Here is a 19,758-nt window from a genome sequence, read left to right on the forward strand (position 1 = left end):
GCTAATTTGAAAATTATTTAAGCTTTGAGCTTGAAATGATTTTAGACAGAATTAATAGAATTTCCCTCAAATCCGATAACATTTTTTCGCTCGGAGATTGTAAATGTGGAGATTGTAAACACAACAAAAGCCAATATTCAGTTTCATCAGCTTCTTTAGCTGCAATTTTTAATTTATGAATAAAATCGGCTTTACTTTCCGCATTCTGGGCTTCTCTGACATTTGCACCAATTGATGTTCCCGATTTAAAAATCTGATTGGCCAGAGAAAATTTGTTAACTTTATATAATTCTTCTGAAAATTCAATAATATTTAATGCAAAATCGAAAGTCTTATTTACAATAACATTTTCTTTGTCATTTCTCATTTCCGAATTCTCAAATTAATTCATTTTCAAATTGATTTACTTTCCTTTATATTCAGGTTTTCTTTTCTGTAAAAAGGCGTTTACACCTTCTATAAAATCTTCTGTTTCTGCTGCTTCCTGCTGTAAATCTCCTTCCAATTCCAACTGTTCCTTTAATGTATTGCTGTAAGACTGAGCAAAGGCTTTTTTGGTTAATTTAATGGCGGCAGTCGGCATATTTGACATTTTTTCAAGGATCTCCATAGATTTAGGAACAAATTCTTCTTCTGTGAAAACCTCAGCCACCAAACCATACGATTTGGATTCTTCAGCTGACAGCCTTTTTCCTGTAAATGCCAAGTAGTTGGCTAACTGTCTTCCCAATAATTTTGGTAAGAAATAAGTTCCTCCTGTATCAGGAATCAATCCTATATTCGAAAATGCCTGAGAAAAATAAGATTTATCTACGGCTAAAACGAAGTCGCAGATCAGGGCCAGCATAGCACCTGCTCCTACTGCAGGACCATTCACCAATGCCACAACAGGTTTTTTACAACGCGTAATCTCCGTTACCAGCGGGTTGTAGTAGTCTACTACAATTTTTCTGATGATATCGTTATCATGGTGCTCGTTGCCCTGTACAAAGGCATCATCCAGATTCTGGCCGGAGCAGAAAGCTCTTCCTCTTCCTGAGATTGCCACGCATCTTACTGTCGGGTCTTCGCTGCATTCTTTAATAAAATCTTTTAGATCTGATAAAGAGGGCTTGGTAAGCGCGTTCATGGTTTCTGGCTGATTGAGGTAAGCTACTTTCAGTTTCCCGTCAAAATGCGTTTCAATATCAAGTTGTGTATACATGGTTTTAAATTTAAAAATTAAAGATTAAAAGAATTAAAAATTACACTGCTCTAATTTAACAATATAAAATAATCTAACAATCTATATAATGTAACAATCTAACAGTTTAATTATGTAACAATAAGTAGTTATGCATAACATCAAAATAATTTAGCAATATATTTGTCAAACGATGTAATAGTTATTTTGGAATTGGTAAACCGGTACATCGATATATTGTTACATTAATCAATGGCATTTAAAATAATCAAAAGGTTCCAGGCAGTCCAGGCACTGGTAAGAAGCCTTACACAAGGTGGAACCGAATCTGCTGATCTGTTTTGAATTCATAGAGCCACAACGCGGACATTTTTTCGGTTTCCCGATGTGATGTTCATCTGCTCCTTTTTCAGGAGGTGTAATTCCGTAAGCACGGAGTTTTTCTCTTGCTTCATCCGTCAGCCAATCCGTTGTCCATATGGGAAACATTTTGGTGACTACTTTGGCATCCCAGCCGTTTTCCTTCATGATTTTCATGATATCTTCCTCAATGGTAAACATGGCAGGACAGGCAGAGTAAGTGGGCGTTATGGTTACTTCACAGGTATTTTCACCTGTCACTTTCGCCTCTCTTACAATACCTAGCTCCACAACGTTGATCACCGGAATTTCGGGATCTGGAACCTGGGATAGTATGTTTAATAAATTATTCATTTTAATGTACCAGTTCAACAATATAACAGTCTAACAATTAATTGCTACATTGGTAAAATATTACATTGTTCCATTTTAAAAATTACCACGTACACCCCGGATAAGCTCTCTGCATATACTGAAGCTCACAAAGAATGTATCCGAAATATTCTGTATGATATCCTGTTCTGGATTTTGGCTGCATGAATGGGTTTTCCGGAAATGCCAATCCATATTCCTGGAAATCTTTTGTTGTAATCGCTACAAATTCTTTGTATAATTCATCAACATCCGGAGCAATGTTTAAAGAAATTAAATCATCTTCTCCTTCCACTTTTGCGAACAAGCCTTTGGTATACTCCCAGATATTTTCAATAGCTTTTACCAAACGGCTTTTACTTTCTTCCGTTCCCTGGGCAAAGATTTTCATCCATGAAGAAGCATGGGTATAGTGGTATTTTACTTCTTTCAAAGATTTCTGAGCAAGAGCAGAAAGCTGTTCATCCGCAGAATTGGATAATGCTTCATACATCAGTTTCTGGTATACAGAGAAAACGTATACTTTAAGAATGGTCTGTGCATAATCTTCATTGGGAAGTTCTACCCAGTGGGCATTTACATATTCATGTTCATACCTTAGAAATGCCAGGTCATCTTCACTTTTACCGTTATCAGCAACCCTTGAAGCATACTGATAAAAGTTATTCGCCTGCCCGAGTTCATCCAGGGCAATATTCGTCAAAGCAATATCTTCTTCCAGATATGGGCCTTCACCACACCATTCGGATAACCTCTGTCCCATGATGAAACTGTCATCGGCAAATTTCAATAAATAATTATATAGTGGATTCATTATTTTAGCTTTTGGCTTTTGGCTTCTAGCTTTTAGCAAATTGCAGGCAGCTAGCGGCCGGTCAGCTGTTTTACATATTTTTTACATCATTAGGAATATCGTAGAACGTTGGATGACGGTATAATTTGTCATCTGCAGGATCGAAAAACGCATCCTGATCCATTCCTTCGGAGCTGATGATATATTTACTCGGAACTACCCATACGCAGGTTCCTTCTTTTCTTCTTGTATAAACGTCTCTTGCATTCTGCAAAGCCATTTCTGCTGTTGGTGCCTGAACTGTTCCGGCGTGTTTGTGGGATAATCCCGGTTTAGTCTGAATAAACACTTCCCACATATCTAATTGACTCATATCTTATTTTCTTTTAAATCCTTTTGGTGTTCCTAATTCTGCTTTATCATAAATATTCATATACAGATAAACGGTATCTTTTTTACCTTCATAAGTAACCCGATATTTATCAAGAAGTCCCATATCTCCGATTAATGCATTTTTAGTCTTAAAAGCACAGCAACTTCCCAGTCTGTCAAAACTGATTTCCTCTCCATTGGGACCTGTTAATGATGATAAATATTCAATCGAGTTTGCAGGGTTTAAATTGCCTAACTTCACCGGATTTTTTTCTGAATATCCATAAGTATCATCAAAAACATTTGTTGCCACAGATTGAGTACCGCATGCCATTAAAAATATTAATGATGAAAAAAGGAATACCAATGTTCTTTTCATAATTTGATGATTATTTTTCTATTGTTTTTGCACTTTTTTCAGCAAAAGCCACTGCTGCCTCTTTTACCCATGCATTTTCTCTTTGAGCTTTTCTTTTGGTCTCGATACGCTTTTTATTGGCAGGTCCGTTTCCTTTAAGGATTTCCATGAACTCATCCCACGGAAGTTCCCCGAAATCATAATGCTGTCTTTCCTCGTTCCACTTCAGGTCTTTATCCGGAATTGTTAATCCTAAAAACTCAGCCTGAGAAACGGTAACATCAATGAATCTCTGACGAAGACTGTCGTTACTCTCACGTTTTACTCTGTAATTCATAGAGATTTTAGAGTTTGGAGAACTGTCGTCGTTAGGGCCAAACATCATTAAAGCCGGCCACCAGAAACGGTTAAGCGAAGCCTGAGCCATTTCTTTCTGTTGTTTGGTACCACGGCAAAGTGCCATTAAAATTTCATACCCCTGTCTTTGGTGGAAAGATTCTTCTTTACAGATTCTCACCATCGCTCTTGAATAGGGCCCGTAAGAGTTCCCCATCAGCATTACCTGGTTCATGATGGCAGCACCATCTACCAGCCAGCCGATAGCTCCAATATCTGCCCAGCTTAATGTAGGGTAATTGAAAATGCTTGAATATTTTGCTTTACCTGAAAGCATATCATCATAAGTAGCATCCCTATCCGCTCTGATGGTTCCGTTTCCAAGAGTTTCGGTTGCAGCGTACAGATATAAGCCATGTCCCGCTTCGTCCTGAACTTTTGCCAAAAGAGCCATTTTTCTTCTTAATGAAGGAGCTCTTGAGATCCAGTTGGCTTCCGGCAGCATTCCTACAATTTCAGAATGGGCATGCTGTGAGATCTGACGTACCAAAAGTTTCCTGTAATCATCAGGCATGATATCTTTTGGTTCTACCTTATTTTCTTCGTGAACGTATTGAACAAATTTTTCTAAGTCCATAATTTTTTTAATTTGAAAATTTGAAAATTTGATAATGTATCAATTAATTTTCAGATTAACACATTACCACATTTTTCAAATTGAATTAAACATCATAATTAAGCATCACCACATTGGTAGTCGGGTGGCATTGACATGTCAGAACATAACCTCTGGCTACTTCTTCTTCGGTAAGCGCAAAATTCTTTTCCATGAAAACTTCTCCTTCAAGAACTTCTGCTTTACACGTACAGCATACTCCTCCTTTACATGCAAACGGCACCGGGAGATTGTCTTTTAATGCTTTATCTAAGATACTTTCTTTTTTGGAATTTAGGTGGAACGAATATTCATCATCATCAATGATGACCGTTACCATACTTTCAATATTGGCTATCGCTTTGAATTCTTCACTCATTTCCTCGGAATTTTCTTCGTCGGGAGCTGTAAAATATTCAAACAATACCTGGATAGCAGGTACTTTTTTATCTTTCTTCAGATAGTCTGCTATCCCTTTGATCATTTCTGCTGGTCCGCAGATAAAATACGTAGCTTCTTTTACATCAATATCCGTATATCTTTCAAAGAGCTGCTCCAGTTTTTCTGCGGAAATTCTTCCTTCGAATACAGGATCTTCATGTTTTTCACGGCTTACCAGATAGATTACCTTCAGCCTTCCGTTAAACTGCTCAACCAACTTATCAATTTCGGACCTTTTCATTACATGATTCATGCTTCTGTTGCTGTAGAACAGATAAGCACAGCTGTTGGGCTCCTGATAAAGACTTTCCTTAATATTGGATAAAACCGGGCTTATACCACTCCCCGCTGCCAAACCTACATAGGTTTTTACATTGCTGGGATGATAAGAAGTATTGAAACCGCCCATCGGAGGCATTACTTCCAGTACCTCGTCCATATGAAGATGCTCATTAAAATATCCTGAAACCCTTCCACCTTCCAAAAGCTTAACCAGTACTTCCAGCGTATTGCTTTTTTCACTTGGAGCATTACAGATAGAATAAGAGCGTCTTTCTTCATTCCCGTCGATCATCATACGGAAATTAAGATACTGTCCCTGCTTGAACCTGAACTTATCCTTCAGCTCCTCAGGAATTTCTACTGCCACGTTTACCGCGTCAGGGGTATCTTTCTGAACTTTTACCGTTTTAAGTTTATAAAATGAATTCATTATTTTTTAAGTATTCTATTAATTTTTCCACCTTCGCACTTTGGCAGGCTGTCCTGGGCATGGATTTTTACTTTCGTGGTAATTCCTACCCTCTTTTTTATTTCGTTTTCTATGTTTTTTCCGAAGCTGCCGACAAAATTAAAATAATCATCGGTATCTGCATATATTTTCTGCTCTTTCACCAATTCATCATCAATTTCTACGTCAATATCCAATGCTACGCACATTTGTTCCTTTTCAACAGGGGTCAGGTAATAGTTGGGAACCACTCCTTTTACATGAGAAAATGCTTCTTCTATCTGGCTTGGATAAACGTTTACCCCTCTTACGATCAGCATATCGTCTGCCCTTCCTTTGATGGGTTTCATCTTTACCATGGTCCTTTTAGCATTTTCATCATAGTAAAGGCTTGTAATATCATTCGTCCAGTAACGCAGGAGCGGCATTGCTTTTTTCGTTAAAGTCGTAATTACCAAAACACCCTCTTCTCCAAAGGGAACGGGTTGTTTGGTAACCGGGTCTAAAATTTCCGGATAAAAATGATCTTCCCAGATGTAAGCCCCTCCTTTCTCTTCATAGTCTTCCATGGACACTCCGGGACCTATGATCTCGCTTAATCCGTAGATATTGGTTGCATGAAGACCTAATCTTTCTTCAATATGGTTTCTGATAATTTCCGTCCATGGCTCTGAGCCTAATACAGCATATTTAAGACTGATTTCATCTGCAGAAATCCCTCTGTTGGCAAATTCATCAGCAATTGTCAAAGCGTAAGACGGTGAGCAGCAAATGACTTCAGGTTTAAAATCAAGAATCAGATCGACCTGTCTGGCCGTCATTCCCCCGGAAATCGGAAGAACGCTCATTCCTAATTTTTCCGCCCCATAATGAAGTCCTAATCCTCCGGTAAAAATTCCGTATCCGTAGGCATTGTGCAGCTGCATTCCCGGCCTAGCCCCTGCCGCATACAACGATCTGGCGACTACTTCGCTGAAAAGATCAACATCTTCTTTGGTGTAGCCTACCACTGTAGGTTTTCCCGTTGTTCCACTGGAACAGTGAATCCTCTGAAGCTCATTTTTCGGAACTGTAAACAATCCAAACGGATAATTATCCCTCAAATCCTGTTTGTAAGTGATCGGAAGTTTCGTGATATCTTCAATTGACCTTATATCCTGTGGAGATATTCCCGATTCATTAAATTTCCCTCTATAAAATTCTGATCTCTCCCCAAGATAGCCGACCAAATCTGTCAACCGGTCAGACTGAAGCTGTCTCAACTGGTCGAGCCTTATATATTCAACTGAAAAATCCATATTCAACTAACTAACATTTGTTAGGTGTAAATTTAAAAAGAATTTCTATGCTGGCAAAATTTTTATGATTTTTGTCATATTTTGAATGATTCTAAATAACGAATACTATGTTGAATATAGTTAAGAAGGCTATGAAAGTGAATAAGTAAATGGGCAAATAACCTTCTTTGTTTTATTAACTTTTTGCTTTTACTATTAACGTGGCTGATTCCCCAGGAGGCCATAGAGAAGCTTAGCTCGGATTTCGTCGGTGATTTCGGTGGTAGATTCTGTATTTCTTTTGAACCAGAAATAAGAGTTGTTCAGGGTATGAAGAATGAATCTTGTTGTAAAAGTCGGCGATTTCAGCTCCCAGTTTTCAGCTTTATAAATCTCGGAAATCAATTGCTCCACTTCTTCCTGATAGTTTTTCCTGAGTTCAATAAATTCGGGCAGCCTTTCTTCAAGATGCCTCCATTCATTCGAGTAAATATGAGTAACATCCCTGTTCTTAAGAACGACCGATAAGTGTTTATCTAAAAATAAATTGAGCTTATCTTTTGGCGCAATGTCTGTATTTTTTACTTCCTGGAGTTCATCAAAAAATTCCTGTGCGATACCAAAACAGATCCATTCAAGAATTTCTTCTTTTGAACGAATATGGGCATACAGTGACGCAGCTTTTATATTAAGCTTTGTAGCCAGGTCCCGAACCGAGCTGCCCATGTAACCTTTCTCTTTGAAAAGTTCTACGGCTACGTCTAAAATTTTCCTTTGTTTTTCTTTAAGCTCCATCTGGTAAAATGCAAAAGTAATTATTCTGAGATTAATAAATTAATTTAAAATGATGATTTTAGACACAGGAGTGGGAGTTTTGTAGAACCACCCCGTCAAATCTGCGATTTGCCACCCCTCCAGTGGAGGGGAATTCTAAGTAAAGCTGATATGAAGAGGTCGTCTGATACAATTTTTCTTCGTTTTTACAATTTCGCGTTTTCTTCAATATGACGGTTTTTCCATTATTTTAAATCAAATATTGAAGAATCGGAAAATTTGTCAAGTTAATTTAACGTTAAAAATGGATAATCCGGAAAATTTGTCCATATTTTTTGTAAATTTAATAATTGAACGGTTTTTGAAATAAACTAACCGATTAAATGATTAAATAATTGATGGCATTAGGAAACCAGGCCTGAAAATTTGGTTTCTTGATGTCTTTTTAAAACTGAACCAAAAAACAAATTATTACACAAAACATAAAAAATATGAACTTAAACCAATATACTGTAAAATCACAAGAAGCCATCCAGGCAGCACAGCAGACTGCTATGGAATTTGGCAACCAGAGTATAGAGCCGCAACATATACTTGAAGGTATTTTTCAGGTAGATGAAAATATTTCGCCTTTCCTATTAAAGAAGTCTGAAGCAGACGCCAATCTGGTTAGGGAGCGAAACAGAGAAAATATTGAAAAGCTTCCAAAAGTTCAGGGAGGAAATATTTACCTCTCTCAATCGGCCAACAAAGTTTTGCTGGATGCCCCGAATATCGCCAAAAAAATGGGTGACGAATATGTCACGATAGAGCATTTATGGTTATCACTACTGGAAACCAGTTCTGAAGTATCCAAAATGTTAAAAGATATGGGCGTTACCAAAAGCCTTTTGGAAGGTGCCATTAAAGAATTAAGAAAAGGAAGTAAGGCAACGTCTGCAAGCTCAGAGGAGACTTACCAGTCTTTAAATAAATATGCAAAAAACTTCAACGAATTAGCAGCGGAAGGAAAGCTGGATCCGGTGATCGGGCGTGATGAAGAAATCAGAAGGGTGCTGCAGATTCTTTCGAGAAGAACAAAAAACAACCCGATCCTCATCGGGGAGCCCGGTGTAGGTAAAACCGCAATTGCAGAAGGTATTGCACACCGTATTATTTCAGGGGATATTCCTGAAAATCTGATGGACAAGACTTTATATTCACTGGACATGGGTGCTCTGATTGCCGGAGCTAAATATAAGGGTGAGTTTGAGGAGCGTCTGAAATCTGTAGTGAATGAAGTCATCAAATCTGAAGGACAGATCATTCTTTTTATCGACGAGATCCACACTTTGGTGGGAGCAGGAGGCGGTGAAGGAGCTATGGATGCTGCAAACATTCTTAAACCGGCTTTGGCAAGAGGTGAATTAAGAGCGATTGGTGCCACCACTTTGAATGAATACCAGAAGTATTTTGAAAAAGATAAAGCATTGGAACGACGTTTCCAGAAAGTAATGGTGGAAGAACCGGATACGGAGTCCGCAATTTCCATTCTGCGTGGTATTAAGGATAAATACGAGGCTCACCACAAAGTAAGAATCAAAGATGAAGCGATCATCGCCGCGGTGGAAATGTCCCAAAGATATATTTCGGACCGTTTTTTACCGGATAAGGCCATTGACCTTATTGATGAGGCTTCCGCAAAATTAAGGATGGAGATCAATTCAAAACCGGAAGAGCTTGATGTTCTGGACAGAAGATTAATGCAGCTGGAAATTGAGCTGGCCGCCATTTCAAGAGAAGGCAACCAGACGAAGATTGATCATGTAAAGGAAGATATCGCTAAAATTTCAGAGGAAAGAAATGAGATCAATGCGAAATGGCTTAAAGAGAAACAGAAATCTGAGGATTTAACTCAGCTTAAAAAAGATATTGAGTCTTTGAAACTCGAAGCAGAAAAGGCTTCAAGAGCAGGAGACTACGCAAAAGTAGCAGAAATCCAGTACGGAAAAATTAAGGAGAAAGAAGATGCTTTGCAAAAACTGGAACTGGAGATGCAAAATCATCAGAATGAATTGATCAAGGAGGAAGTTACTGCTGAAAACATTTCTGAAGTTATTGCTAAATGGACAGGAATTCCTGTAACTAAGCTTCTTCAGTCCGAAAGAGAAAAACTGTTGAATCTTGAAACGGAGCTCCACCACCGTGTAGTTGGACAGGATGAAGCTATCGGAGCCGTTGCAGATGCAATCAGAAGGAACAGAGCTGGATTAAGTGATGAGAAAAAACCTATCGGGTCTTTCTTATTCTTAGGAACAACAGGTGTCGGTAAAACAGAGCTGGCTAAAGCCCTGGCAGAATATCTATTCGATGACGAGAATAACATGACGAGAATCGACATGAGTGAATACCAGGAAAGACACAGTGTTTCCAGACTGGTAGGAGCTCCTCCGGGATATGTAGGTTATGATGAAGGCGGACAGCTGACGGAAGCGGTAAGAAGAAGACCTTATTCTGTAGTTCTGCTTGATGAGATTGAAAAAGCACATCCTGATGTTTTCAATACTTTGCTTCAGGTTCTGGATGACGGACGTTTGACGGATAATAAAGGACGTGTCGTAAACTTCAAGAATTCAATTATCATTATGACTTCGAATTTAGGTTCACATCTGATCCAGGAGAACTTTGAAAATATTACGGACGAAAACCAGGATGAGATCGTTGATAAAACCAAGGATGAAGTTTTTGATCTTCTGAAACAGACCTTGCGACCTGAATTTCTGAACAGAATAGATGAAGTGGTACTGTTCCAGCCTTTGAGCAGAAAAGAAATCGGAAAAATTGTTCAGTATCAGCTGAGAGGGTTTAATGAGATGCTGGCTAAACGCAACATTATCATGACTGCCACTCAGGATGCGATAGATTACCTGATGAATAAAGGATATGATCCTTCTTTCGGAGCGAGACCACTGAAAAGAGTGATCCAGCAGGAAGTTTTAAATAAATTATCCAAAGAGATCCTTGCAGGAAAAGTAAATGACGGCGACAGGATTGCCCTGGATTATTTCGAAGAGACCGGTTTGGTTTTCAGACCGGCAGATCAATAAGTAGTTTTTTTCATATATATTATTTTTGTAAGTAAGTGGTGCAGCCCAATCTGCATCACTTATTTTTTTGAAGATTAAATTTATCCAAATCTTGTGAAATATTTGTACATTTATATCTCATCAAATTATAACTAAAACAAAATCAGTATGAAAAAGCTAAAAAGAAATGCGCTAAAAACCATTTTAGGCGGAAAAAAAGATTGCAGATGCATAACAATAACTTATTCTGACGGCTCTGTAAGCAGCAACTGCGTTACGGAATACTGTACCGAAATAAGTCTTGCATGCGCACAGACAGAATGCCAACCAGTTCTTGAACTTTAAAAATTAATTTTATGAAAAAGCTAAAAAGACATGATTTAAAGAAAATCAGCGGAGGTGTTTCTGCTGAAATAGTAGAGTGCGATATTAATATGAACTGCCCTACAGGCTTATGCTGCTCAACGGGGAATATCTGCAGAGATCCCAGAAGATATCCTTGTATTTAAAAGAAATTTTATAAAATATATAACCCTCAGGCTATCTGAGGGTTTATCATTTTATATCCTAATGTACAATCCGTAAAAACACGGAAAATAAACAGGAAAAAACACATCAGTTTACTGCTTATTTTTTACGAAATTTGCACTACTAACTAACATTCTTTTATAAAACTAACATTATGGAAACAAAACCTACTTTTGAGAGTGGATCACTTGGAGCTGTTTCAGCTGCAAATACTATCGCCTCTGATCTTGTTCAGAAGTTGATAGACAACTACAGAAATAACCAAATGCAGGCTGTGAATAAAGAAATGGGAATTACCGATTCCCACGCGATCTGGTTTGATCTTCCCAAACTTAAAAAATTTATTGCCTGTATAGAGAGTGAAGCGAAAAAAGTAAATCCTGAAGTTTCTGAAGAAGATTTGGGCATCAGGTTTTATTACGCAGCCTATCCAAAAGCTGAAGACTGGGCTATCATGGAAAGCCATCCTGTAGAATTGGAATATGCAGAAAGACATACCCTGGTGATGATCCCTACCCTTAAAAAAGCGGATGAGAACGGGGAAATGCTTAATTACGATTTCTGTCCTTTAAATGCCGGCTCCTCATTAGCTATGGCATCGAAAGGAGGTACTCCCGTTTCTCCGGAAACGATTGCAGAAAACCATGGAGCTCTATCTCCGCCGGAAAATCCAAAGGTCGAGCATTTTTCTAATTAAAATAATCAATTTCCACAACACACATGACTGATTTTCAGAATATACTTCAACAATCTTTAATCTGGGCCGAAGGTCTCGCTGCCATAATATCCATTATTTACTTTAACAGCAGTAAAGAAAGACATTGGAAGTATTTTTCCCTTTATCTTATACTTATGTTCCTGTGTGAAGTAATAGGAAGATGGGGGCATTTATTTATAGAATATGACAAACCAAAGTTTTACAACTACTTTGTGATTCCTGTTGAGTTCCTTTTCTTTTATTGGCTTTATGCTTCAAAATCATTGGGGAAACCAAAACTGTTTTATTTGCTTTCGTTGTTATATTTATTGTCATTTCTTCCCAGCGAATCTTTTTTCACTTCCAAAAAGATAATTTTCTCTTTTAATTATACTTTTGGATGCCTGATGCTCATGGTACTCGTTATTATGGAATATTATAAGCAGATTAATTCTTCCGATATTCTGAATTTCAGCAGGAACAAGATGTTTTATATTAATTTGGGAGTCACCCTATTTTACATAGGAACACTTCCCTTCTGGACATTTTTTACTCTTATAAAAAATTACAGAGAAATTTATAATGTTTATTTTTCCTATTTTCTGATCTCAGGGATCATTATGTATTTATTATTCTCAATTTCATTCATATGGGGAAAACAGAGCTCTTCACAACCTTAATCTTATTCAATATCTTCTTTGTATTGTTTGTTATTGCAGTGATGGTTTATATCCGCAAATACAAACAACGCAAAAGAGAATATATGAATGAAATTGAAGTAAAAAACGAAATTCACAAGCGTGAGCTTCTCGCTACACAGCTTGAAATTCAGCAGGCTACCATGCAGCAGATCGGCCGTGAGCTTCATGACAATATCGGGCAGAAACTTACACTGGTAAGCCTTTACACCCAGCAGCTTCTCTACGAAAACAGAGTTCCTGAAGTAAGTGAAAGGATCGATCAGGTGTCTCAGATCATCAACCAATCGCTCCAGGACCTCAGAAGTCTTTCAAAAACCCTGACAGACGACAATATAAACCAAAAGGAAATTGTAACTTTGATTCAGGAGGAGGTAGACAATACCAATACGTTTAAAAGATGCCATGTAACTTTTGAACATAATTTCAGGCAGCTTGACCTGAGCTTTGTCCACAAAAATGTACTGCTCAGGATTACACAGGAATTTATCCAGAACAGCATCAAGCACGCCAACTGTAAAAATATATTGATCAAACTGAACACATCCGAAAATATCCTTTGGGAACTGAGCCTTAAAGATGATGGCATTGGATTTGACAGCGAGAAAATAAAATCAAACGGCATAGGCCTGACCAATATGAAAAACAGAGCGGCAATCATAGGTGCCGATTTCACTCTTGAGAGTCAGGAAAATACCGGAACTTCACTCCATATTATTTTAAAGAAACAGCCATGAAAAAAACAATAGTGATTGTTGATGATCACATACTGATTGCCAAAGCACTTGAAGGAATCATTGATAATTTTAATGAATTTGAAGTCATTTATGTATGTGAAAACGGAAAAGACCTGATCCAGAAATTTGAAGATAACGGTAAAATCCCGGATATCGTTCTGCTGGATATCAGTATGCCCATTATGGACGGCTTTGAAACTGCCGCCTGGCTTACACTGCACCATCCGGACATTAAAGTGATGGCACTCAGCATGCAGGGAGATGATAACAGCGTTATTAAAATGATCAAAAACGGAGCAAAAGGATATTTGCTGAAAAATACCCATCCGAAGGATCTTGAAACTGCACTCACAAAATTAAATTCTGATGGATTCTTCTACCCGGAATGGGCATCCAAAATTATATTCTCTAACCTGAACAAGGAAAAAGAAGCAGAAAATGCTGTAAAAATATCCGACCGCGAAAGAGAATTCCTGAAATATACCGTCACAGAGCTAAGTTATAAGGAAATTGCAGACAAAATGTGTTGCAGTCCGAGAACGGTAGAAAGCTACAGAGATCAGTTGTGTGATAAGCTGGATCTTAAAACGCGGGTTGGGCTGGCCGTTTTCGCAATTAAAAATGGTTTTGCCGGTTGATCCAAAGACAGGAAATCAAATTAAAAATATAAATCAATTCAGACATATCTCCTGATTATTTTAAACAAAAACACGTTTACCAATAAAATATTTTAAACACACATTGGTGATATGATTAAAATTCAACTAAAACGATAAAAAACCAAATAATATTCAATATTAATAGGTATTGAATGAAAAATATTCAAATATTTGTGAAAATATTTTGTGTATTAATTTTTTATAATATAAATTTGGGGACCAAACCATTTATAATTTATTATGAAAAAACTATTATTCGGAGCTCTCGTTCTGGGCTTCATGTCAGCGTGTAACAGTGATAATATTTCAAACCAGGAGGAAATATCCCAGGATTCGGGTGCTCCAGTAGGGTTTACCAATGCAAAAAGAAGTTGCCCTTCTGACCTTATAAGAGAAAAGAATCTTCAAAATGATCCGGCACTTAGAGCCAGATTTGAAGCCAATGAATTACAATCTGAAAAGTTTTCAAGAGATTTAACGATGGGCAAGGTACTTGCCGATGGAACTGTTGAAATACCGGTTGTTTTCAATGTAATCTACAACACTTCAGCACAGAACATTTCTGATGCAAGAATTGCAGAACAGATCGCAGTACTGAATGCTGATTATTCGGCGACCAATTCTGACATTAATAAAATACCTGCAGCATTTCAGCCATCAGCCGCAGGAAATGTTAAAATCAGCTTCAAGCTGGTAGCAACCAACCGAAAGCAATATACAAAAACAGGCTGGAGATCGGATCTGGAAGAAATGAAAAAATCCACAACAGGAGGGATCAATGCAACTGATCCAACTAAAAACCTGAACATCTGGGTAGTTAATTCTATTCTTGACGAGAATAACCAGCCGGGAACTCTCGGATACGCCTACTATCCTGAATCTGCGGGATTATGGTATGACGGTCTTGTAATAGGTTACCAATATATCGGAAAAACAGGTGCTTCCGCTCCGTTTAACTTAGGAAGAACCGTTACACACGAAGTGGGCCACTACTTAAACCTGCCTCACCTTTGGGGATCTTCCGACACAGGCTGTCAGACCGATTACTCTAACGATACCCCAGTTTCTCCGGGACCTAACTATGGTACTCCTACTTACCCATTAAACAGGGTTTGTGGAGGAGTAAGCCGTTCCCAAATGTTCATGAACTATATGGATTATGTAGATGATAAAGCTATGTTCATGTTCTCTGCCAACCAGAAAACAAGAATGCAGGCTGTAGTAGCAGCAGCCGGACCAAGAGCCGGATTAAGATAATTACTATCCAAATTAATTTAAATACGAGCCTGAAGAAAAACTTCAGGCTTTTTTAATGATGAGTATTTAAGACTTACCTATCAGAAGCCATTGGAAAAAAATGCAGGAAATGTTTCCAATAATAGAATTTTGGCTTAAAAAATTACCTGCTGCAATCCTTATTAATAGTGAAGCAAATAATCTATTCAAGACTCTAAAAAAATTAAAATTTTACTATAAATTTTAAAAATCTTAAATTATTTTCCTCTCATTATTAAAATTAACATAAAATCAAATAAACAACACATTAGCAAATGAAACAACAATGAATAAGCTAAAAATTTAATATATTAATAATAAAATCAAAAATAAGTTGCATAATAATTTATAATCATATAAATTCACAATCTGAAACTATACAAAATAACAACTTATGAAAAAATTATTATTGGGAGCCGTTGTATTAGGCTTTATGTCAGCTTGTAACAGCGACAATATGTCGAACCAAAATGAAAATCCTGTAAATGAAGATATTGCTTCAGCAGGTTTGACGCAAAGAGGATGCGCGTCCGAAGAGGTAAGACAGGAAGCATTAAAAAACAATGCGGAACTCAGACAAAAATTTAATGCTTTAGAAGCCAATACTGAAAAATTTGCCAACGATATCAAGCTAGGAAAAGTTCTTGCAGATGGCTCGGTAGAAATTCCGGTGATTGTGAATGTACTTTATAACACTGCTGCGGAAAATGTATCAGATGCAAGAATTGCAGAACAAATTGCCGTATTGAATGCCGATTATGCAGGAACCAATTCAGATGTCAACAAAATTCCTTCTGAATTTGTCCCGGTAGGCGCAGGTGATACACAGGTGAGGTTCAGATTAGTAAACACTATCAGAAAACAAACAGCCACTAAGAGCTGGAGAACGAATGATGCAATGAAGCAGGCTTCTTCAGGCGGAATTGATGCAACTAATCCTACAAATTATCTAAACATTTGGGTGGTAAGTAAAATGACCAGCCAAGGGAAAACAATTCTTGGATATGCTACATTCCCTGAATCAGCAGGATTATGGAATGACGGTGTGGTAATTGCAGCACCTTTCTTCGGAAAAACCGGAGCTTCCTCTCCATTCAATCTAGGAAGAACAGCAACACACGAAGTAGGACACTACTTAAACCTAAGACATATCTGGGGTGATGCCAACTGTGGGAATGACCAGGTTGCAGATACTCCTACACAGACTACTGCCAACTACGGAAAACCAACTTATCCGTTATACAATACCTGTACAGGTGTTCAGAGATCTGTAATGTTCATGAACTATATGGATTATGTAGACGATGCTGCAATGTTCATGTTCTCAGCAGGACAGAAAGCAAGAGTTCAGTCCGTAGTAGCTTCTACAGGTGCCAGAGCAGGACTAAGAGTTTATTAATAACAATTTGACTTCAATAGAAAGCGCCTGAATTTTCAATTCAGGCGCTTTCTTTATTTTAATACTTTTGTATTATTTTCAGGAGTATAATCCATAAAGATATCCCCATCCAAAGTGACCGACTTTACTTTCTTTTTAATAGGAACGGTAAGGTCTGTCTGCTTCTGATTCTTCTCCCACAGACCTGGTGAAAAATGAAGCCTTTCTACGGATCCGTCCTCATAATTCAGAACAGCATCAAAAGGAATCGCAAAACCTCCGACATTATCTACATTGACTGTAAGAAGATCATTAAGCTGTGAAGCACCGGTTATTTTCAAATCAATATAATTGTTCGTATAAAACCAGTTTTGAAAGAACCAGTTCAGATTTTTACCGGAACCCGTATTCATTGAATTAAAATAATCCCACGGCACAGGATGTTTTCCATTCCAGTTATCCATATAATGAAGAAGTGCTTTTTTAAACAGATCATCTCCTAAATAATCTTTCAATGCAAGATAGGACAGAGACGCTTTTACGTAAGAATTATTTCCGTACCCGGCTCCGCTCACCTGTGTACTCATGGTAATCACCGGCTGGTCCTGCTCAGCAGAAGCATCGTTGATCCATCTTTTAACCCGGAAGTTTTTATAGAATTCCTTTGCAGCCTCTTCTCCGTTTTCATCAATTCCAATCAGATATTCCAGCGTGGTAGCCCAGCCTTCATCCATAAAGGCATAACGGGTTTCATTGATTCCCATATAAAAAGGGAAATAGGTATGGGCAATCTCATGATCCGCCGTAAGTCTTGCATCACGAAGATCATCAGGAATACTTGTATCATTAATCATCATTGGGTATTCCATATCAGCATATCCCTGAATAGCCGTCATTACATTGTAGGGATACTCCACACCCGGCCATTTTTTTGAAAACCAATCCAGATTATAACGCATCCAGTCCACATAGTGCTCAAAATCCTTAGCACCGCTTTTATATCCTGCCTGAACGCTTGCCCTCTTTGTTTTTAGCTGAACACTTGATGCATCCCACACATAATGATTGCTCATTGCAAAGCAGAAATCCGTAATATGATTAGCCCTGAATTTCCAGGTATTCCATTTGTTTTGTTTGGTTACCTTTCCGGACCTCATTTCCTGTTCGGAGGCAATGTGGATCACTTTATCGCTTTTAAGAGAAGATTTATATCTTTTTAAATATTCCGGCTGAAGTACAGCCTCAGGATTCAGAAAGTCTCCGGTAGCCCATACTACAAAATTCTTAGGCGCAGAGATAGCGAAGCTATAATCATTAAAATCGTTATAAAATTCCTGTCTGTCCGAATGAGGAAGCATATCCCACCCATTATAATCATCATAGACGGAAATCCTTGGAAAAGAATAGGCAACATAAAATGTTTCAGGATCTATCTGCCCTTCCCTTCCGCTCTGTACGGAAAGAGGATATTCCCACTCTATTTTCACCTCAGCTTTAGCTCCGGCCTTAAGTATCTTATTCAGCTTTACTTTTTCTACAGTCCCCCAGTCATCACTGTTGACCTGATATTTTTCCCCGTTTACAATAAATGATTTAATATGAAGCCCGGAAGTGAGAAAATCTTTGGATACAAATCCTGATCTCGGAGACTGAGGCTTATGAAGGTTATTCACAAACCTGATAGCCAGTTCCTGAAGGGCATCCGGACTGTTATTGGTGTATGTAATCGTTTCTTTTCCTGAAACCGTTTTAGTTCCGGCATCCACTTTTACCTCCACATTATAAATTCCTTTATTCTGCCAATAGTTTTTACCCGGAGCCCCTGAAGCATCCCTGGTTCCTTTTTCATAGGCTTTTTTAATATTCCTTGGCATGTATAATTCCTGAGCAGAAATCTGTTGCATAGAAACAGCAATTGCCAGAATATAAAGAAATCGTTTCATATGTAATTTTTAAAAATAAATATCAAAATTAACGAAAATGTAAGACCTGGCAACCATTTCTTTTATAATAATGTTTTATGAATGAACCTAAAATAAAAACCAACTTCTCGAAGAAATTGGTTAAAAGTTATTGATCGGTAAACCAGTCAGAAATTAAAAAGACAACTCTGTAAGAACCGGGAAATGATCCGATGGATACAGCAGATTTTCTCGTCTGTCATTGATATGTCTCTGGGATTTTATCCTGAAGCCTTTTACAAAAATATAATCGATCCTGTCTTTAGGAATCTCGTTGATATTAAAGCCTGTGAATGTTCCTTTTGGTCCGTAAGGTTTTGTTTCGGAATGGTAGAAACTGTCATTTAAATTCTGCGAAAGGATCTTTATCGGTTCTGAATCATCCGTTAAGTTAAAATCTCCACTTAAGGTAACCGGAAGATTTTTAGGATTGATCTCTTTGATTTTCTTCAAAATAAGGTCTGCCGATTTCACTCTCGCTACATTCCCGATATGATCGAAGTGAAGGTTCATCGCTAAAAATTCCTTCTTTGACTTTTTATCTTTAAACACGGCATAAGTACAAATCCTGTTAAGGGCAGCATCCCACCCTCTTGAAGGTGTTTCCGGCGTTTCGGAAAGCCAGAAAGTCCCTGATTTTACTACCTGGAGCCTGTTCGTATCGTAAAAAATGGCTGAAAATTCGCCTTTTTCTTTTCCGTCGTCCCGTCCCACTCCTACATAATCATAATTCTTAACGCCGGCCTTGATGTCTTTCATCTGCTCAGGAAGCGCTTCCTGAACTCCAAAATAATCGGGATGATAATAATTTAATAAATCTGCAACATCCTGTTTTCTTTCTGTCCAGGCATTTTCCTTGTCTGAAGTTACCTGCAGCCTGATATTAAAGCTCATTACCTTAAGGTCCTGGGACAATCCCAATGCAAAGAACAGCAGGGATACGATTGAAAATCTGAAATTCATAACCATATTTTAAATTAAGTAACAAAAATAGAACATCTTTACGAGAGATGATGAAGGTTTGGAAATACATTATTGTTAATTTATGAAGGAAGGGCGGAAAATGACGGATAGAGGTTATAGCCTGATAAGCAATCGAAGCCTAGCTT

Annotated in this window: 21 protein-coding genes; 9 read left to right on the top strand and 12 right to left on the bottom strand. The window is 37.9% G+C overall.

The features are described 5' to 3' along the window. Nucleotides 1-13: 13 nt before the first annotated feature. The 10 genes from BUB03_RS06750 to BUB03_RS06795 form a co-directional block, all read right to left on the bottom strand. Nucleotides 14-367 carry a four helix bundle protein gene (locus BUB03_RS06750; RefSeq protein ID WP_073061448.1) on the bottom strand — a complete coding sequence of 118 codons (354 nt, stop codon included), beginning with the start codon at nucleotides 365-367 and terminating at the stop codon, nucleotides 14-16. A gap of 36 nt (nucleotides 368-403) precedes the next feature. Next, a complete protein-coding gene (locus BUB03_RS06755; RefSeq protein ID WP_073061450.1) occupies nucleotides 404-1,204 on the bottom strand; it encodes an enoyl-CoA hydratase/isomerase family protein in 801 nt (266 codons plus the stop codon). A gap of 228 nt (nucleotides 1,205-1,432) precedes the next feature. Further along, entirely contained in the window at nucleotides 1,433-1,897 is a 465-nt protein-coding gene (paaD, locus tag BUB03_RS06760; protein ID WP_073061452.1) for a 1,2-phenylacetyl-CoA epoxidase subunit PaaD, read from the bottom strand. A gap of 82 nt (nucleotides 1,898-1,979) precedes the next feature. Further along, on the bottom strand, nucleotides 1,980-2,768 hold the full coding sequence (gene paaC / locus BUB03_RS06765; RefSeq protein ID WP_073061454.1) for a 1,2-phenylacetyl-CoA epoxidase subunit PaaC: 789 nt from the start codon (nucleotides 2,766-2,768) through the stop codon (nucleotides 1,980-1,982). 31 nt (nucleotides 2,769-2,799) lie between these two features. Next, nucleotides 2,800-3,081 carry a 1,2-phenylacetyl-CoA epoxidase subunit PaaB gene (gene paaB, locus BUB03_RS06770; protein ID WP_040993707.1) on the bottom strand — a complete coding sequence of 94 codons (282 nt, stop codon included), beginning with the start codon at nucleotides 3,079-3,081 and terminating at the stop codon, nucleotides 2,800-2,802. A gap of 3 nt (nucleotides 3,082-3,084) precedes the next feature. After that, a complete protein-coding gene (locus BUB03_RS06775; protein ID WP_073061457.1) occupies nucleotides 3,085-3,459 on the bottom strand; it encodes a 2-dehydro-3-deoxyphosphooctonate aldolase in 375 nt (124 codons plus the stop codon). Between the two features lie 10 nt (nucleotides 3,460-3,469). Further along, nucleotides 3,470-4,411 carry a 1,2-phenylacetyl-CoA epoxidase subunit PaaA gene (paaA, locus tag BUB03_RS06780; protein WP_040993702.1) on the bottom strand — a complete coding sequence of 314 codons (942 nt, stop codon included), beginning with the start codon at nucleotides 4,409-4,411 and terminating at the stop codon, nucleotides 3,470-3,472. Between the two features lie 85 nt (nucleotides 4,412-4,496). After that, nucleotides 4,497-5,582 (bottom strand): 2Fe-2S iron-sulfur cluster-binding protein, encoded by a 1,086-nt coding sequence (locus BUB03_RS06785; protein ID WP_073061460.1) that lies wholly within the window; start codon nucleotides 5,580-5,582, stop codon nucleotides 4,497-4,499. Beyond that, nucleotides 5,582-6,898: a phenylacetate--CoA ligase family protein gene (locus BUB03_RS06790; protein ID WP_073061462.1), complete on the bottom strand. Its 1,317-nt coding sequence runs from the start codon at nucleotides 6,896-6,898 to the stop codon at nucleotides 5,582-5,584. The genes BUB03_RS06785 and BUB03_RS06790 overlap by 1 nt, the downstream gene beginning before the upstream one ends. A 195-nt stretch (nucleotides 6,899-7,093) precedes the next feature. Further along, a complete protein-coding gene (locus BUB03_RS06795) occupies nucleotides 7,094-7,672 on the bottom strand; it encodes a TetR/AcrR family transcriptional regulator (RefSeq protein ID WP_040993695.1) in 579 nt (192 codons plus the stop codon). A gap of 470 nt (nucleotides 7,673-8,142) precedes the next feature. Between BUB03_RS06795 and clpB the strand changes: the two genes are divergently transcribed. From clpB to BUB03_RS06830, 9 genes are all read left to right on the top strand, one after another. Continuing rightward, entirely contained in the window at nucleotides 8,143-10,737 is a 2,595-nt protein-coding gene (clpB, locus tag BUB03_RS06800) for an ATP-dependent chaperone ClpB (protein WP_040993693.1), read from the top strand. Nucleotides 10,738-10,884: 147 nt separating this feature from the next. After that, nucleotides 10,885-11,061 (top strand): hypothetical protein, encoded by a 177-nt coding sequence (locus BUB03_RS21820; protein ID WP_175547490.1) that lies wholly within the window; start codon nucleotides 10,885-10,887, stop codon nucleotides 11,059-11,061. An 11-nt stretch (nucleotides 11,062-11,072) separates the two neighbouring features. Continuing rightward, nucleotides 11,073-11,225 (top strand): hypothetical protein, encoded by a 153-nt coding sequence (locus BUB03_RS21825; RefSeq protein WP_155859079.1) that lies wholly within the window; start codon nucleotides 11,073-11,075, stop codon nucleotides 11,223-11,225. 173 nt (nucleotides 11,226-11,398) lie between these two features. After that, on the top strand, nucleotides 11,399-11,941 hold the full coding sequence (locus tag BUB03_RS06805; RefSeq protein WP_073061465.1) for a hypothetical protein: 543 nt from the start codon (nucleotides 11,399-11,401) through the stop codon (nucleotides 11,939-11,941). Nucleotides 11,942-11,964: 23 nt separating this feature from the next. Next, on the top strand, nucleotides 11,965-12,621 hold the full coding sequence (locus BUB03_RS06810; protein WP_073061467.1) for a hypothetical protein: 657 nt from the start codon (nucleotides 11,965-11,967) through the stop codon (nucleotides 12,619-12,621). Continuing rightward, nucleotides 12,591-13,376: a sensor histidine kinase gene (locus tag BUB03_RS06815; protein ID WP_073061469.1), complete on the top strand. Its 786-nt coding sequence runs from the start codon at nucleotides 12,591-12,593 to the stop codon at nucleotides 13,374-13,376. The genes BUB03_RS06810 and BUB03_RS06815 overlap by 31 nt, the downstream gene beginning before the upstream one ends. Further along, nucleotides 13,373-14,014, top strand: a complete 642-nt coding sequence (locus BUB03_RS06820) for a response regulator transcription factor (RefSeq protein ID WP_040993686.1) — start codon at nucleotides 13,373-13,375, stop codon at nucleotides 14,012-14,014. Before BUB03_RS06815 ends, BUB03_RS06820 begins: the two co-directional genes overlap by 4 nt. 261 nt (nucleotides 14,015-14,275) lie before the next feature. Further along, nucleotides 14,276-15,292, top strand: a complete 1,017-nt coding sequence (locus BUB03_RS06825; protein ID WP_073061471.1) for a zinc metalloprotease — start codon at nucleotides 14,276-14,278, stop codon at nucleotides 15,290-15,292. Nucleotides 15,293-15,704: 412 nt separating this feature from the next. Next, nucleotides 15,705-16,709 carry a zinc metalloprotease gene (locus BUB03_RS06830; protein WP_040993683.1) on the top strand — a complete coding sequence of 335 codons (1,005 nt, stop codon included), beginning with the start codon at nucleotides 15,705-15,707 and terminating at the stop codon, nucleotides 16,707-16,709. A 53-nt stretch (nucleotides 16,710-16,762) separates the two neighbouring features. On the opposite strand, the gene BUB03_RS06835 is transcribed toward BUB03_RS06830, so the two are convergent. Further along, nucleotides 16,763-18,631, bottom strand: a complete 1,869-nt coding sequence (locus tag BUB03_RS06835) for a M1 family metallopeptidase (protein ID WP_073061474.1) — start codon at nucleotides 18,629-18,631, stop codon at nucleotides 16,763-16,765. A gap of 153 nt (nucleotides 18,632-18,784) precedes the next feature. Further along, nucleotides 18,785-19,612, bottom strand: a complete 828-nt coding sequence (locus BUB03_RS06840; RefSeq protein ID WP_073062682.1) for an endonuclease/exonuclease/phosphatase family protein — start codon at nucleotides 19,610-19,612, stop codon at nucleotides 18,785-18,787. Between the last annotated feature and the right edge of the window lie 146 nt (nucleotides 19,613-19,758).

This window comes from Chryseobacterium oranimense, from assembly GCF_900129755.1.
Classification (GTDB): Bacteria; Bacteroidota; Bacteroidia; order Flavobacteriales; family Weeksellaceae; genus Chryseobacterium; species Chryseobacterium oranimense.